This window comes from Collinsella sp. MSK.8.10 (assembly GCF_019041915.1).
In the GTDB taxonomy this organism is placed as follows: Bacteria; Actinomycetota; Coriobacteriia; order Coriobacteriales; family Coriobacteriaceae; genus Collinsella.
Genome location: NZ_JAHPYF010000005.1, coordinates 167,159 through 181,256, shown reverse-complemented (window position 1 = coordinate 181,256; position 14,098 = coordinate 167,159). Strand labels below are relative to the sequence as shown.

Below are 14,098 nucleotides of genomic sequence, written 5' to 3'. Positions count from 1 at the left end.
ACTTCATCAACTACGGCATGTCGGAGGGCCGCCGCGGCTCCGAGGCGTTCGACGTTTATAGTTATAAAACGAGATATCTCGATCTTAGGAAGGCTTACGGAAGTAATTTAAAAGGGTATTATCTCCACTATCTCGAATATGGGATGAAAGAGCATCGTAATGGTTCGAGCATGACTGGATTTGAGGGCTATATAATGTCCCCGCCTTTCACTTCTTACGAGGATGCTGCCGCTCATTACAGCAGGACTGTTGGGAGGCAAACTTATCCAACAAGCGTGTATAAAAGCAAAGGCAGCGCATCTATTGATGAGTTTTGTAAGATTCTTTACGAAGAAGCCTCATTTGAGGGAGTATGTCCTGAAGTTTTATATGCTCAAGTCATGAAAGAGACGGGCTATTTAAGATTTGGAAATTTGGTCCAGGCAAATCAGTGCAATTTTGGAGGCGTTGGAGCCACCGGTCCTGGAAATCCCGGATATACTTTTTCTTCCGTTAGAGAAGGGCTTAGAGTTCAAGCGCAGCATTTAAAAGCGTACGCAACAACTGAACCTTTGAATAATCCGTGTATTGACCCACGCTTTAATCTTGTTTCCCGTGGGTGTGCTCCCAAGACAACGGACCTAAATGGACGTTGGGCCGTTCCCGGTAAAGGTTACGGCGAAGGCTTAAATGCAATTGTCCTTGACGTTTTGTGCATGTAATGGGTCTACAGACGTTCTAGAGCCGATATGCAAATCTAGTTGCATATCGGCTCTAGTTTTTCGGCTATATATGTAATCTTATATTGTTGAGAATTTCTGACAGTCTTTCATAGGAGATGTCAAGAAGTGCTGATATCGCTAAAGATTACAGCAATGACCAAATAAATATAAGCACAGAATACTTTGGGATCAGAATTATCGGCTGAAAATAATAGTAAACAAAACGTATGAGATAGACAGAAGCCATCCTGAGTAAGTAGCGGGCTCTAGGCTTGTAATATAACGACAGCCTTCCCTGTCGAGACGGCTGTCGTATGGCGCGAAAGCGCAACAAAAAGATAAACGGTGAAGGGCAATACCGGATGCACTCCGTGTTCCACTTTAGTATACATCAACCGTGGCTTGCCCTGAACATTTGTTCCCAACTATATGTGACGCGAATCTACGAATTTGCACCTTGAATATTAAACCATATTCTGTTTAATTGACAACTCTTTCTTAACAAGAGCTGGCTCAGAAGTGCGGCCCAGAAGTGCGGCCCAAATATCCCGCCATCAGCGATTCCTCTTACCTCTTGCACGTAATCTCATAACAGAGGGAATCATATTTGTAATAAGGCGGTATCTAAGCATTGGGAAAGGACCGGTCAGCATATTGAAAAGAGACCAAGCAGCATAGTAGAAATGCCAGCCATCTTCCATGCCTTGTCCCTTCCATGGAGTCAAAGAGAGGTTTTGGAGATACTCATTTGAATACCTATGCGTATTGCCCAATCTCCAAGGACGGTCCTCACCAAGGAAATGCACGATAACGGGGTTGCTTACCCACTCAGAATACCGGCGTGGGTCGGGATCGAACCAAGGGGAGACCCGCTTCAGCATCGAAAGCGGATAATAATAGAAAGAGTTGCAATAATTATACTTTACTGGAAGAGGCATGATTCGCTCATCAAGGACAAGATTTATCGCATCCTGATCGTTCGCAAAAAGCTCGGCTCCCCGCTCTTTCAGACACTCTAGTAGCTGCTTTTCAATCTCATTTCTACGCCAGGATTCAAGGTCAATCAAAAGGACTCCAGCATTAAAGTACGGCTTTCCTCCATGTCCAAGGGCCTTCATGCGTTTCGACGATACAGTTGGCTCAGGACATGCACCAATTATGCAGCCGTGCTCGTTCAGCGGAGCGTCCCAGAGCTCCTTGAGGCTCCCCCTGACCATTGTGTCTGCGTCAAGATAGAGAACGCGTTGAATATCGCTGGCCAAAAACCTTGCCAACAGCAGCCTAGAGAGTACGATCTCATTCCAACCCTGCGTATCAAAGTCAATGCAGCCAGCTTCCATGAAACCATCGATATCAATAAAATCGATCTCGACACAATACTTATTCAAAAAAGAACGCAGCGTCTCTTTCGACGTCTGTGACACCTTGTCGCAGAATACGAAAAAGTGAATTGCGTCATCGGGAGACGAGTTCTCACAAACAGAAGCGACTGAAGCTGCAAGCTGCGGCACAAATGCCTCATTGACCGTATATAGAAGATTCATCTGTTCTCCAAAGCATTATCAACAAGCCATGATTCTAACAAAGAAAGGGAATATAGTCACCACGGACTCGGAGGACCACCCACCAAACTCCGAACACAACAAACCTGCGTCGTCACAGTCAGGCCAACGTCAACCCACTCGCGCACTTCACGCTACCACTCCCGAAGGCATACGTGTGCGGCGTCTCCAATGTAATCAAATGCTTCCAGCGTTTAGGTGCGTTTCGAGTGAAGCGCCTGTGTGTCTACGGGAGCGGCTTGCGGTATGCTGGGAGGGGCGGATGGCGAAGCCTATTTGCTCGTGGCAATCCTGATGGTACCCGCAACCGCCGCGGGAACGCATGCGGCAATAATGGCCACGTTGATGCCGTTCATGCCGAAGGCGGTAATAAGGTAATCCGCCGCAAGGACGATAACGGCGAATGAAAGAGCGTTGATGATAATTTGGGTGATCCCGTCGCGCATGATGAGGAGGGAGTCGTTTACGTAGAGCAGGATGGCGATTGACGTTGTGGCTCCAAGAACATATGGGAATATCCACAGGTAGGGCTCGATCTTGCTTCCGTAAACGAGTTCGAGCAGGGGGCCACCAATGAATGAGAATCCAATCGTAACTATTGCCATGCATGCAAAGAGCAAGCCGAATACCTTGAAGAAGCTCTTCTTGAAAGCTGTTGCGCCTCCATTTTGCAAAGAGTGTGCTAGGGTGCCAATAAGCGGACTGTAGAGATACGTCGCGCCTGCCTGTATAAGAACTGCGGGAGTCGCGATGCTGGCGTAAATTCCTAGGAGTTCTTGTCCGGCAAGAACGCCGTAGCGTTGACGGACAATAGAAACGATGGACGTTGCTAAGAAATTGGCGATTGTCGGCATAAGACATGCTTTTCCGAGTTCGACAAGATGTTCGTGAGCGAAGCTGGGCTTGATATCCCCAAATCGTCTTGCGTGGGGGAGATCGTAGAAGAGGGTCACGAGCATGCAGCAAAACGCCATACCGATGATCGCAGCGGGCAGCGAGTTGATCGTTACGAGTGGGGCGACGAAGCCGACGAGGGATAGCACTCCGCGCATGAACTGGGATTTGCCGATGTAGTCCATGCGCTGTCCCTTTTGGTCGACTCCGTAGAGCACGTCGACAAAGGTCTCATCGATTTTAAAAACGAGGAATACAAAAGTGGCGATCAGGAAGGAAACGTTGTCGCTGATCGCAGCGACGTAGATGCAGCTCATGATCAAGCTGAATAAAATCGATACTAAGCGAAAGCCAATATAGTCATTTGCGGAATGCTCGCAGGAAATGTCGGAAACCTGGTAGGTCCTCATTTTATATAGGCTGACGGAGGCAAACATGCTGCCAACGGACATGGCAAATGCAAGCGCTCCGGAATTGCTGTAGTCGGTCGACAGAACAACGACCAGGACGGTTGTAAGCCACTGGCATCCAAGGTAAAAAATGCAACCAGCGGCGTTCCAGAGCGTGTTCTTTTTCGTGCTCAAGGGTACGGGGACGTTGGGCATGCAGCTCCCTTCTCGTGCGAAGCGTTCGTTCGAAAGACCTTAGTAATTTTAGTGCCCTTTTCAACGAGTGCAAAGGTGAACGTATAATGAACAGGCATGCCTATACGATTAAACGGGAGCGATTCATGACATTTGGTCCCTCTGACCATACCTTTGTGCTCTGCGCGTACAAAGAGAGCCCCTTTCTTGAAGAGTGCCTTCAATCCTTGCTTGCGCAGACTGTAAAGACCAACGTGTTGATTGCCACTTCGACTCCGTGCGATGCAACGCGTGAGCTTGCTAAGCGATACTCCGTTAAGTTGTACGTTCGGGATGGAAATCCTGGGATCGCTGATGATTGGAATTACGCAGTAAGTTGCGCTGACACTTCTCTTGTCACCGTTGCGCACCAGGACGATACCTATGAGCCTGAGTACGCGGCTCATCTTCTAACTGCTGCGAATAAGATGGACAATCTGCTCATCTTCTTTACCAACTATGGTGAGTTGAGGAATGGTGCCAAGGTTGACGATAACCAGCTACTTCGAATCAAACGCCTGATGCTTACTCCCGTTAGGGACGGAAGATTTGCTACGTCCAGATGGATGCGTAGGAGAATTCTGTCTTGCGGATCTGCAATTTGTTGCCCGTCCGTAACGTTGAATATGAGCAAGTTGCCTAGGCCTCCGTTTATTGCAGAATTCCGCTCGAATCTCGATTGGGCGGCATGGGAGCGCTTTTCAAAGCTGCCTGGTGCTTTTTACTATGATTCCAAGGTGATGATGCACCACCGTATTCATCAAGAATCTGAGACATCTGCCTTAATTAAGGATGACACGCGAGAAAAGGAGGACCTCGCGATGCTCGAGCGGTTTTGGCCTTCTTTTATTGCGAAGCTGTTGTTTAAATTCTATCGCCGAGGTCAGGAGAGCAACCAATTGTAGCGGCGAGTTCTTGTTGAGTTGTCTATGAGAGATTGGCGGATGTTGAATAGTAAAAAAGTGTTGGTAATTGTGCCAGCGTATAACGAGGAAGAATCTCTAGAGAGAACAGTTGACGAGCTTGTTTCTGTTGTGCCCGATATCGATTATCTCGTGGTAAACGACGGTTCCAAGGATGCAACTGAGCAAATTTGTCTCGACCGTGGCTTCAATCATGTCACTCTTCCGGTCAATTCTGGTCTTACAGTTGGATTCCAGACGGGGATGAAGTACGCGCTGCGCAATGGGTATGACTATGCTTTGCAGTTTGATGCAGACGGCCAACATTGCCCGGAGTATATGTCCAAGATGCTCGACCTTGCGATCGCCGAGAACGCCGACATCGTTATCGGCTCGCGCTTTGTAAACAAGTGTAAAGAGGTTTCTGCACGCATGCTCGGCTCGCGCATCATTACGGTTGCGATCAAGCTCACTACCGGCAAGCGAGTTGCAGATCCGACTTCTGGCATGCGTATGTTTAACAGGAAGATGATCGAGCTTTTTGCAAACGACGACTCTTTGAACCCAGAGCCCGAGTCTATTTCGTACCTGATTAAGAAGGGTGCTAAGGTTCGTGAAGTTCAGGTTGAGATGCGTGAGAGGCAGGCAGGGGAGAGCTATTTGAACATCCCTAAATCGATTGCCTATATGGCTCGCGCTTGCATCTCCATTCTCTTCGTTCAGTGGTTTAGGTGATTGAATAATGTCTATTGTGCTTAGGGCCGTCCTCCTGCTCGGGGCTCTTTTGGTTTTGTATTTTGTCATCAGGAAGCTAAGGAAGGCGCAGATTGAAGTGCTGGATTCTGTGTTCTGGCTTTTCTTCGCCTTCAGTTTCGTTGTGCTGGCTGCTTTCCCACAAGTTGCCTTTTGGCTGTCTTCACTTTTGGGATTTGAAAGCCCGGCAAACTTCGTGTTCCTCTACGTGATTGTATTGCTCCTGTATCGAGAGTTCAGTAACACGGTGAGCATCTCGAAGCTGCGCAGGAGGATTAATCAACTTGTTGAGGAGCAAGCGCTTCGTTAAATTTGTCATATCTATTATTCGTTCGCCCCTCGAAAGGAGAGACTGTGTCTCTTCCTCACTTTGTTGCGATTGTGTTCTTCGTTTGCGCGATCTGTCTCGTATCCAAGGGCAAGTTGCCCTTACGCTTTTCCTTTTTCTGGCTGTCCTTGTCGGTGATAATCCTCATCGCTGCTATTTTCCCTGGTTCCATTGGAGCAATTGGCGAATTGTTTGGTTTCGTGTTGAACACTAACTTCGTGTTCTTCCTTGATCTGTTTCTTCTCCTTGCGTTTTCGCTGATGCTTAGCGTAATCGTGACGAAGCAAGCAGCAAGCATAAAGGATCTGACTTAGCGGCTTGCGATTATCGAGAAAGAAATAGTAAGAGACTGCTGAGCGGACAGACAATAGACGGTGTTCGGCTTGGGTTGCGGGAGGGATGACCGCCTTGTTGAAAAATGGTATCGCTAACGGTTCCGCCGTCGTGTTCTTTGATGTTCACCGTACGGTCATAGTGTAGATTCAGACAGGAGACGATTTGATGATTCCGATTGTTCACGGCCATGCTCATATGGCTAAGACGCAAATACGGAGATGTTCCGATGGGTATCGGTTGAGCGCGCTTCCGCTTGTGTGCTTTGTACTGCTTGCTATCTCGGGTGCAGTGCTGTTTGTTCGCTATGACGTCACGGCGGCAATCTTTTATTGGTGCATGGAGCTTGCGTTATTTGCTTGTTTAGCGGTTCTTGCTTGGTTTTATCTTGCCTCCGAGCGAAGCACCCTGTTCGGAAAGGCTTCTCCTCGTCTTGCCTTGAGTGTCTGTGCATTCTCGGCTCTTTTTTCTATATTACTTGAAGCCGGAACCGTGGTGGGTACGCCAGAGAGGTCCGTGCTATCTATAATGGATTGGAGTAAAAAAGAAATAGTACTCTTTTTCTTTGCTATATTTATCAGCAGCTCCTTTATCTTGCTAGCTGTGAAAAAGCCCGCGTTGGCCAACAAGGGAAGGGCGCGTGCATTTTTTGCTGCAAACCCTGTTCTGGGCATCGTTGTTTTGTGCATAGTCGTTCTATCCGTAAATGGTCTGTTGGCGGTTGCGTCCACTGTACTGATGCCGTTTCTTGGAGCATCATTTGTGCGTACTGTTCACCTCTGCATTGTGATTATTCTAGGTGTCGCTCCTTGGTTTATTGTGAAACCGGGTCTATACAAGACCGTAGTCTCCTTCTCCATCGCCGCGCTTTCACTAGGTTGTTTTTTGATTTCAGCTTTACCGAACCTCACTGCTGTTTCTCCGGACGATCAGATCCATTACGCTCGTTCTCTGGGCCTGTCCTATATGGGAGATCCTGTCTTCACCGGGTCTGAAATTGAATTAGTTGCGGTTCCATGGGTGGAAAATAACAGTCTTCAGTTTGATGAGGTGCATGACGCGGAGATGGATCTGAATGACCTCCATTTGTCCCAGTTGGCTTCAGGGGAAGTTTATAGTTCCCCTGGTTTTGTAGCTGCGGTGACCGGTGAATCGTTGAGGAACATTTCGACCATTTCCTATATTCCTTGCGCTCTCGGTCTTTGGTTGGGGAGGTTGTTGTCCCTTCCATTACTTACGGGCTTTGCCTTGGGAAGGCTGTTCAACCTTTTCTCTTATGTTGTCGTGACCGCCGTTGCAATCCTCTATATTCCGAAATGGAAATCTTTGATTGCGACGGTTGCCCTACTTCCTTATGCTGTCTATCTTGCATCGAACTATTCCTATGATCCGTGGGTGACTAGCTTCTTATTGCTTGCAGTTGCTTTGGTTCTAAGGGAGTTGTCGAAGCCTGATGAGAGGCTGGCGCCATTAAGCGTTTTCGCAATTACAGCGTGTTTCTTTTTGGGCTTGTCTGCAAAAGCTGTTTATTTTCCGTTAATTGGAATGATGCTGTTCATGCCTGCTTCGAAATTTAGGAATTCGAAGCAACGGAAGTTATATGTGGCTTTGGTGATTTTGTTCGGCATCCTAATGGTGTGTAGCTTTACCTTACCGATGCTGTTTTCCCCCGCTGTGCAGGCGGGAGATGTGAGGGGAGGCGAGGGGGTCAGTGGAATAGGACAAATACGCTACATTCTGAATAATCCGATGGAATTCCTCGGTACATTATTCGGTTTTATGGTCAATCTGCTCGCGCCCGCTTCATCGAATGACTACTCTCTTTCGTATGCATATATGGGCAATGTTGTTGTATCGCTCCCATTTCTTTCCACTCTGCCCTTTCTCTGTATTTATACGAGCGCCTTTAATGTCGAAGGTGATTCCTCTAAAAACCCTGTAACCCCTGCCCTCCGTATGTGGATCCTTGCGCTTGTTGTCGCAAGTGTCTCTTTGGTGTGCATGGCGCTTTATGTCGGTTACACGCCCGTTGGTGACACTTCGGTAGCAGGTGTACAACCGAGATATTTGATACCGGTACTTGTTCCGGCGTTCATTTCTTTGTGTGCACCTCGGGCCCGAATCGATTGCGTGTCGCAGCGGTTTAATTTTTCTTCCGTCATTCCTCCTGTAGTCATGATTCTGATGTCTTTCTTTGCGTGCCTGTGTTGTGTGATTGGTCGGTAGCGATACCGTTTCTTATTACAGTTCATTTTTCAGTGTCTAAAAAAGATAGGGGTCAAGCAACGGGGGTGCGGTAGGAATCTTGGGGCGTTAGGCTGCCAGGCCTAGCGCCTTTCTGTACTGGCTCGGGCTCTTCCAGAAGAGCGAGAGTTTGATCTGCTACTCGTTATAGTCGACCAACCACGCGTCCAGCTTTTCCATGAACCGCTCTACCCTCACGCCCGACCAGTCCCTGTATGGAAGAACTCCTGCTTAAGCGTGCCAAAGAACCCCTCCATCCGCGCGTGTCCGGCGTCCTTGCCTTCCTCGACATCGTGCGGGAGACGCCGTGCCGCCCGCATATCTCGATCAAGTCGGGCCAGCGGTAGCGGGCGCCCCGGTCGCTGTAGAGGACCGGGCACTCGCCTGCCCCAGGTCGTACAGGCGCGGGATAACGAGATTTGCCTGATTTATCAGCTGCGCGATATATTATCTTGTACCTAATGCTTAATAGGTTCCGAGTCCGTGCCGTTAAACTCCTATTCTTCCATCACATGTAAAGGTTTGCCCATGATAGAGGTTTGGTATATTGAAAAAGGGAATGCAGCTGGCATGTTCGCACAAAGCGTTAATAGCAACGGCTCAGATTTGCCGCCAGCCCTCCCTCAATAACCTATGGTTCGAGGCGTGTAATTCTCATTTATGCGGAAACTACCAAGCTGCAATCATTAGCACGTCTGTTCTTCTTGAATTTGCTTTAAGAATGGTCGTTTCGAATCTTGAAGATGTGCCATCAATTCGAGAAGACCACGATGAGATGTTCGGAAAACAAACCTTGAGGCCAGTCATCAATTGTGCAAAAGGTAAAGGGCTTTTATCAGGCGATACAAAAAAGTGGTGGGATGCTTACTGTGAGCATATTCGAAACAAGATTTGCCATGGTGATTTGCTCCATATTCTCGATGACTGCAGAGAAGTCCCTCAGTTCGTTGATTATTTCGATCCAAAAGAATCACGAAACAACACAACGCAGTATTCTTACGAGCAAGTTATTACACATCCTGCAGTGTTTCACCATAAGTCAGGCATAAGATTCTCGAAGCATTTTCTTCACGATGCGTACGGCAAGCTATCTGATCTAATAAAGCAAACGAAATGGGAAGAGTACGACGAATGGTGGAAATCTCAAAGAATCGCCTACGAGAGCTATTTTGCATACCGTTGGAATTATTCATCTCTGAAAAGCGGCATACAATCTGCGCGCAGGCCATTTGAATCCGCAAGTTAATGATTTTAACTTAGTTGCGGTTCTTCTGGTTATTGCGGTTAGCGGTCGTTTGTTTTTGGCTCAGGTTCATCCGGATTGCATCCGCGCATACCTCAGTCAAAGGGTCGCTTATCGCTTTCTTGTGGTCAAATTGAGTATTGCGCGCTCTGGATAGCACCCGTTTCGCGTTTTCCGTATCGCCTATCATTTCACGGATTCGCTGCCTCCGTATCACCCGTTCCGCCGTTTCCGTGTCTCTTTGTCCCTTCCGTAGAATCTGCTTGCCATGCAACCGATCGACGGAAGGAGAAACCACATGGCAAGGATGATAAAGGTGAAGCTCATCATGGAGCTCCGCGACCAGGGCATGGCGAGGAGGTCGATCGCCAAGACCAGGCATATGTCCATGGGCAGCGTCTTCCAGGTGTTCGACATCGCAGACGAGCGGGGAATCACGTGGATCCAGGTCAAGGACCTGGGCGAAGAGCAGGTCTACAGCCTGTTCCACCCGGAAAGGAACGTGCGCGAGAGCGTGTTCGAGGAGCTCGACTGGTCGTACGTCCATACGGAAATGGCCAAGGTCGGGGTCAACCTGCGACTGCTGCACGACGAGTACAAAGTCCAGTGCGCCCGCGAGCACAAGGCGGCGATGGGGTACACCAGGTTCTGCGGGCCGCAAGGTCGACCTCAGGGTCGGCGAGTCGACGCTGTAAATCTACCACTCCGGCGAGCGCATCGGCACGGTCCTGTCTTGCGGTCTACTTTTTCTCAACCCGTTGCTGATAATCTGCGACGGGTTGGTCATCGGGTTTAGCTCGCCGAGGTCAAGCAAGGGAATATCGATGGCTCCATAAAGGCTCCATATTTCACTCTGAAGCTTCTCGTAGGACGTCAGCGTCGATTTGAATAGCTGTTCCTTTTGCAGCGAGAGTGGCGAGTTGAGAACCCGCTGTCGCAATTGCCGTTATAACCACATCGTCCATTTACGCCACCTACTTCTAGACCGATTATTCAGCGTAAATATTTCTTCAAAACTTTTAAATCACCTTGCGAAAGCAATATTCTCGCTGAACGATTCTGCTTGGTATTGAAGTCGTCGAAGAGAATATACTTTCGGTTGTTATTCAATAGATACACGTTGCTGTGGGCAATTGAATTGCGCAAATGTCTTAGCAAACAGCTCATTTGCATTCGTCAGCAGATTTTCTGCTGCAGATGAAACACTTGCTTTTCCGTGACACCGTCGAAGAACTGGATAGGGAATAACGCTCGAGTTGCTTTTTGTTAATGCTTCCGGACGTATAGAATCGGAATGAGTCATTCTGAATTCTCGTTTCACGAAGAAAGCTTGCCAAAGTCCGAGCAAGTCCAGCCTTCGGGATATCACCCGCACTCGAACTGCTGATCGTTGGTGCAAGATGCAAAAAGAAGCTAAAGAGGCTTTTGAGCTTCATGTCCTCCGTCTCGAAAGGAACAATGTGATTGGATAAAATATCTGCAATCTTCAAAACCGCATTCCTAACCCGACCCGACTAATGCTAATCGATCTAAAGCCCCGACACATCAATCTCGCCCGACATCAGCTTGGGAAGTAAGGTGTCACGCAAATTCGCTAGCGTTCTGCTTTCGGCGGCGTAGCTCTCCATGGCATTCTCCAATGGAATAACCTTCCGCTCGTATTCTAGTCTTCTCCCATTCTTCAAAACAGGAACTGGCAGTGACTTTAGCGTTGCGAGGTTCAGATTAGCTTTAACTGCTTGCTGGAGTCTTCTTACATAATAGTCCTCTTGCCAACCCCCAATGAAATGGTCTATGAGATTTCTTTCTCTAAATACAGAAAAAGGAATCAGTAACTCAAAATTAAGTCGCCGTAATAAGGGGACGGGGGAATGGAGGTCCCATCCCCTTATCTATAGTGCAATGATATTGCTAATACCTATTGTGAGGTTGCATTTGGATCTCACAAGTGGTAATAGCGATTTCCAGGTTCTCCCACGGTGAAATTCGGGTTCATGTATGGATCGCCTTCGACATAGTAGTTTGCCCAGCGATAATTCATGTACGCGACCTCTTTGTGGAAGCGAATCTGCTTGTCCGTGTTGTTTTCAACGCCTCTAGAAATTGACTCGTAATGATACAGCTCGACTTCGGGCGTGTATACAATCAGATCGTTAATCTCGCGAAGCTTTAGGCAAAAGTCAACATCATTAAATGCGACTTGAAGCTCTTCGGTGAAACCTCCGACTTTTTCGTATTCGCTTCGTTTGGTCATGATGCAAGCCGCCGTGACGGCGCTGAAATCTTGCTGCGCATCGTTGAGTGCAAAATAGCCCCAGTTGTCTTTTGGCATGCTTTGGCAGAGATGTCCTGCCACGCCGCCCGTGACGCATAGGCCAGCGTGTTGAATGGTGTTGTCGGGATAGTAGAGTTTTGCACCAACTGCGCCAACATCCTCGCGTGCGCAGATGCCAAGCATAGTTTCAATCCAATTGGGCGTAATCACTTCGGTGTCGTTATTCAGCAGCAAGAGATAATTTCCCTTGGCACGGGCCACTCCAAAGTTCATGAGCTTGGAAAAGTTAAATTCGTGCTCCCAGGTAACAAGGCGAACGATATCAGGGTATTTGGCTTGTAACTTATCGTAATACTCGAACGTCGCATTTTCCGTGCTGTTATTTTCGATTATCACAAGCTCGTAATTGTCGTATGTGGATTTCTCGACAATTGACGTAATGCAGTTATCGAGGATATTAGCGTAATCTTTGGTTGGAATGATGATCGAAACGAGCGGATGGGAATCTGGCGCGGCATAGGTTACTTTATATGTAAAGGGACGACGTGCCTGTTCGACCTTTGCATTGAGCCCAAGCCTGTCCAAATGATTCTGAACTGCTTTGATTCCTGCGATAGTGGCATACGGCTTGCTGTCGGCATTAGCCGCGGTTGATGTTTCGCTTAGGCGCCAGTGATATAGAACTTTTGCAACATGGTGGACATTCCTTGCCTTTTCAACGGCCCGGAGAGTCAAATTATGATCCTGGGCTCCATCGAACTCTTTCGTATTCGGTTCTAGAGTGTCAAGAAGGGACTTACGGATGGTAAGCATGTGGCATATATAGTTATTATTTCTGAGTAAATCGATATTGAAATCCGGTTTAAAGAACGGCTGTGCCAGCTTTCCATCGGGCATGAGTTTGTCTTCATCGCAATAAAGAAGATCAACGTTATCATTGTTTTCAATTGCCTCGGCATACGAGAACAACAAATCCGGTTCAAGGATGTCGTCATGGTCAAAGAAGCTGACGAAATCGCCCGAAGCAGCAGCTACTCCGGCATTTGTGTTTTCGGAAATGCCCTTATTCTCGGCAAGGGTAATTGATTTAATTCTGTTGTCGCGGGCTACCTCATGCTCAACGCGAGCCTTTAGTTCCTGATTGTCTGGACTTGCATCAACTAGGATGAGCTCCCAGTTTGCATAAGACTGGCCCTTAACGGATTCCGCCATATCGTTAAAAAACGGAATAGGCGTGTTGTAAAGAGGGACAATAATGCTGAACTTCGGAGCGCTGGTAAAGGCTATTTTTCTCTGCTTTTCCAATGCTCCAATGGTTGCCTTATGCTCCGTGAACCATTCGGGGTATTCAGGATCAAACTGTGCATGGGTAAAAAGGAAGTTAGTTTCTTCTAGAAGTAAGCCAAGTTTATCGGGTGTGAGACAGTCGAATGAGCTGAATGAAGGATGATTTTGATCGTCAATAATAAAGTAGTAACGATCGAACGCTTTTGGCATTCGGACTGAGAGCTGCGTTTCAAGCTGTTTTTTCCCAGCAGCGAATCCAACGCTTGTTACATTTGAGCCGAAATCGACGGTAGTCAAATTGACTTCGTTGAGGGATCGATCGAGGCAGCGAACCTTGATTTGTGAGTCGCTACGGTACGGAGTTCTTACCGTACACCTAAGGATATATTCGTTTGAATCCTCAATACACTGCCAAAAATCAATCGTTGCCATGTCAAACTCTGAAACGTCATCATAGTTTCTAAGTTTGCTGCACATTTCGGGTTTTATTTTGTAGTTAAGACGAGACTCCCATTTTATGTTCTTGCAATTGAGTGAAATAGAGTCGCTGCTCAGAGTGCGACCGTCTGAATCAATTTCATTTAATTCAATTATGATGGTGCGAACATCGGGATCAGGGATTACAAGAACGTACGAGTTCGGTTCGTCGCTATTGTCCCTGAAATTTAGAAGGGATAAAGGCAAACGGCGATTATCGTCCGTAGTTGCTTGAGCTGTTACGCTGGAGGCTTCATGGACGCCTTCGATTTTAAGTTGCTGGTAGATTTTCCAGTTTCCTCTGCATACTCCGGTTGTTACGACTCGCATGGTTTGCCTTTCGTTTGTTGGACACTGCTCATTGTACTTTTTCATTTGTTGCCTCGCTAGAAATGCAGAAAGAGTTGCGTGTTTCTGCTGTCCGATTTAAATAAGAAGACGGGGAGGTTGCTGCCGGTGCGTATAATTTAATTAAC

General features: G+C 47.6%; 11 protein-coding genes and 1 pseudogene. 8 read left to right on the top strand and 4 right to left on the bottom strand.

Annotation, left to right across the window (positions count from 1 at the left end):
- Positions 1-701, top strand: a pseudogene (locus tag KTF55_RS07160) (glucosaminidase domain-containing protein); the annotation flags it as partial.
- Positions 702-1,255: 554 nt separating this feature from the next.
- Here KTF55_RS07160 and KTF55_RS07155 read toward each other — a convergent pair.
- Together KTF55_RS07155 and KTF55_RS07150 are read right to left on the bottom strand one after the other, a co-directional pair.
- Positions 1,256-2,245 (bottom strand): glycosyltransferase family 8 protein, encoded by a 990-nt coding sequence (locus KTF55_RS07155; protein WP_217107904.1) that lies wholly within the window; start codon positions 2,243-2,245, stop codon positions 1,256-1,258.
- 290 nt (positions 2,246-2,535) lie between these two features.
- Complete coding sequence (locus tag KTF55_RS07150) at positions 2,536-3,762, bottom strand: lipopolysaccharide biosynthesis protein (protein ID WP_226790629.1); 1,227 nt, start codon at positions 3,760-3,762, stop codon at positions 2,536-2,538.
- An 86-nt stretch (positions 3,763-3,848) separates the two neighbouring features.
- Here KTF55_RS07150 and KTF55_RS07145 point away from each other — a divergent pair, with 86 nt between their 5' ends.
- The 7 genes from KTF55_RS07145 to KTF55_RS07115 all read left to right on the top strand — a co-directional run bounded on the left by KTF55_RS07145 (position 3,849) and on the right by KTF55_RS07115 (position 10,379).
- Positions 3,849-4,685, top strand: coding sequence for a glycosyltransferase family A protein (locus KTF55_RS07145; protein WP_226790627.1), 837 nt, complete (start codon positions 3,849-3,851; stop codon positions 4,683-4,685).
- A 39-nt stretch (positions 4,686-4,724) separates the two neighbouring features.
- The gene (locus tag KTF55_RS07140) at positions 4,725-5,417 is read left to right on the top strand and encodes a glycosyltransferase family 2 protein (RefSeq protein WP_217107903.1); all 693 of its coding nucleotides are present in this window, start codon (positions 4,725-4,727) and stop codon (positions 5,415-5,417) included.
- A 7-nt stretch (positions 5,418-5,424) separates the two neighbouring features.
- Complete coding sequence (locus KTF55_RS07135) at positions 5,425-5,745, top strand: DUF2304 domain-containing protein (RefSeq protein WP_117770621.1); 321 nt, start codon at positions 5,425-5,427, stop codon at positions 5,743-5,745.
- Positions 5,746-5,789: 44 nt separating this feature from the next.
- A complete protein-coding gene (locus KTF55_RS07130) occupies positions 5,790-6,077 on the top strand; it encodes a DUF2304 domain-containing protein (RefSeq protein WP_161189911.1) in 288 nt (95 codons plus the stop codon).
- Positions 6,078-6,264: 187 nt separating this feature from the next.
- Entirely contained in the window at positions 6,265-8,322 is a 2,058-nt protein-coding gene (locus tag KTF55_RS07125; RefSeq protein ID WP_217107902.1) for a DUF2142 domain-containing protein, read from the top strand.
- Between the two features lie 565 nt (positions 8,323-8,887).
- Positions 8,888-9,586 (top strand): hypothetical protein, encoded by a 699-nt coding sequence (locus tag KTF55_RS07120; RefSeq protein ID WP_217107901.1) that lies wholly within the window; start codon positions 8,888-8,890, stop codon positions 9,584-9,586.
- Positions 9,587-9,881: 295 nt separating this feature from the next.
- On the top strand, positions 9,882-10,379 hold the full coding sequence (locus tag KTF55_RS07115) for a hypothetical protein (RefSeq protein WP_217107900.1): 498 nt from the start codon (positions 9,882-9,884) through the stop codon (positions 10,377-10,379).
- 733 nt (positions 10,380-11,112) lie between these two features.
- On the opposite strand, the gene KTF55_RS10150 is transcribed toward KTF55_RS07115, so the two are convergent.
- Both KTF55_RS10150 and KTF55_RS07110 read right to left on the bottom strand, forming a co-directional pair.
- Positions 11,113-11,211 carry a restriction endonuclease subunit S gene (locus KTF55_RS10150; protein WP_367303218.1) on the bottom strand — a complete coding sequence of 33 codons (99 nt, stop codon included), beginning with the start codon at positions 11,209-11,211 and terminating at the stop codon, positions 11,113-11,115.
- 314 nt (positions 11,212-11,525) lie between these two features.
- Positions 11,526-13,997, bottom strand: a complete 2,472-nt coding sequence (locus KTF55_RS07110; RefSeq protein WP_217107899.1) for a glycosyltransferase — start codon at positions 13,995-13,997, stop codon at positions 11,526-11,528.
- Between the last annotated feature and the right edge of the window lie 101 nt (positions 13,998-14,098).

Excerpts from the sequence above, each read along its gene's own strand:
- KTF55_RS07155 (WP_217107904.1), bottom strand. The coding sequence starts at position 2,245 with ATGAATCTTCTATATACGGTCAATGAGGCATTTGTGCCGCAGCTTGCA.
- KTF55_RS07150 (WP_226790629.1), bottom strand. The coding sequence starts at position 3,762 with ATGCCCAACGTCCCCGTACCCTTGAGCACGAAAAAGAACACGCTCTGG.
- KTF55_RS07145 (WP_226790627.1), top strand. The coding sequence starts at position 3,849 with ATGAACAGGCATGCCTATACGATTAAACGGGAGCGATTCATGACATTT.
- KTF55_RS07140 (WP_217107903.1), top strand. The coding sequence starts at position 4,725 with ATGTTGAATAGTAAAAAAGTGTTGGTAATTGTGCCAGCGTATAACGAG.
- KTF55_RS07135 (WP_117770621.1), top strand. The coding sequence starts at position 5,425 with ATGTCTATTGTGCTTAGGGCCGTCCTCCTGCTCGGGGCTCTTTTGGTT.
- KTF55_RS07125 (WP_217107902.1), top strand. The coding sequence starts at position 6,265 with ATGATTCCGATTGTTCACGGCCATGCTCATATGGCTAAGACGCAAATA.
- KTF55_RS07115 (WP_217107900.1), top strand. The coding sequence starts at position 9,882 with ATGGCAAGGATGATAAAGGTGAAGCTCATCATGGAGCTCCGCGACCAG.
- KTF55_RS10150 (WP_367303218.1), bottom strand. The coding sequence starts at position 11,211 with ATGGAGAGCTACGCCGCCGAAAGCAGAACGCTAGCGAATTTGCGTGAC.
- KTF55_RS07110 (WP_217107899.1), bottom strand. The coding sequence starts at position 13,997 with ATGAAAAAGTACAATGAGCAGTGTCCAACAAACGAAAGGCAAACCATG.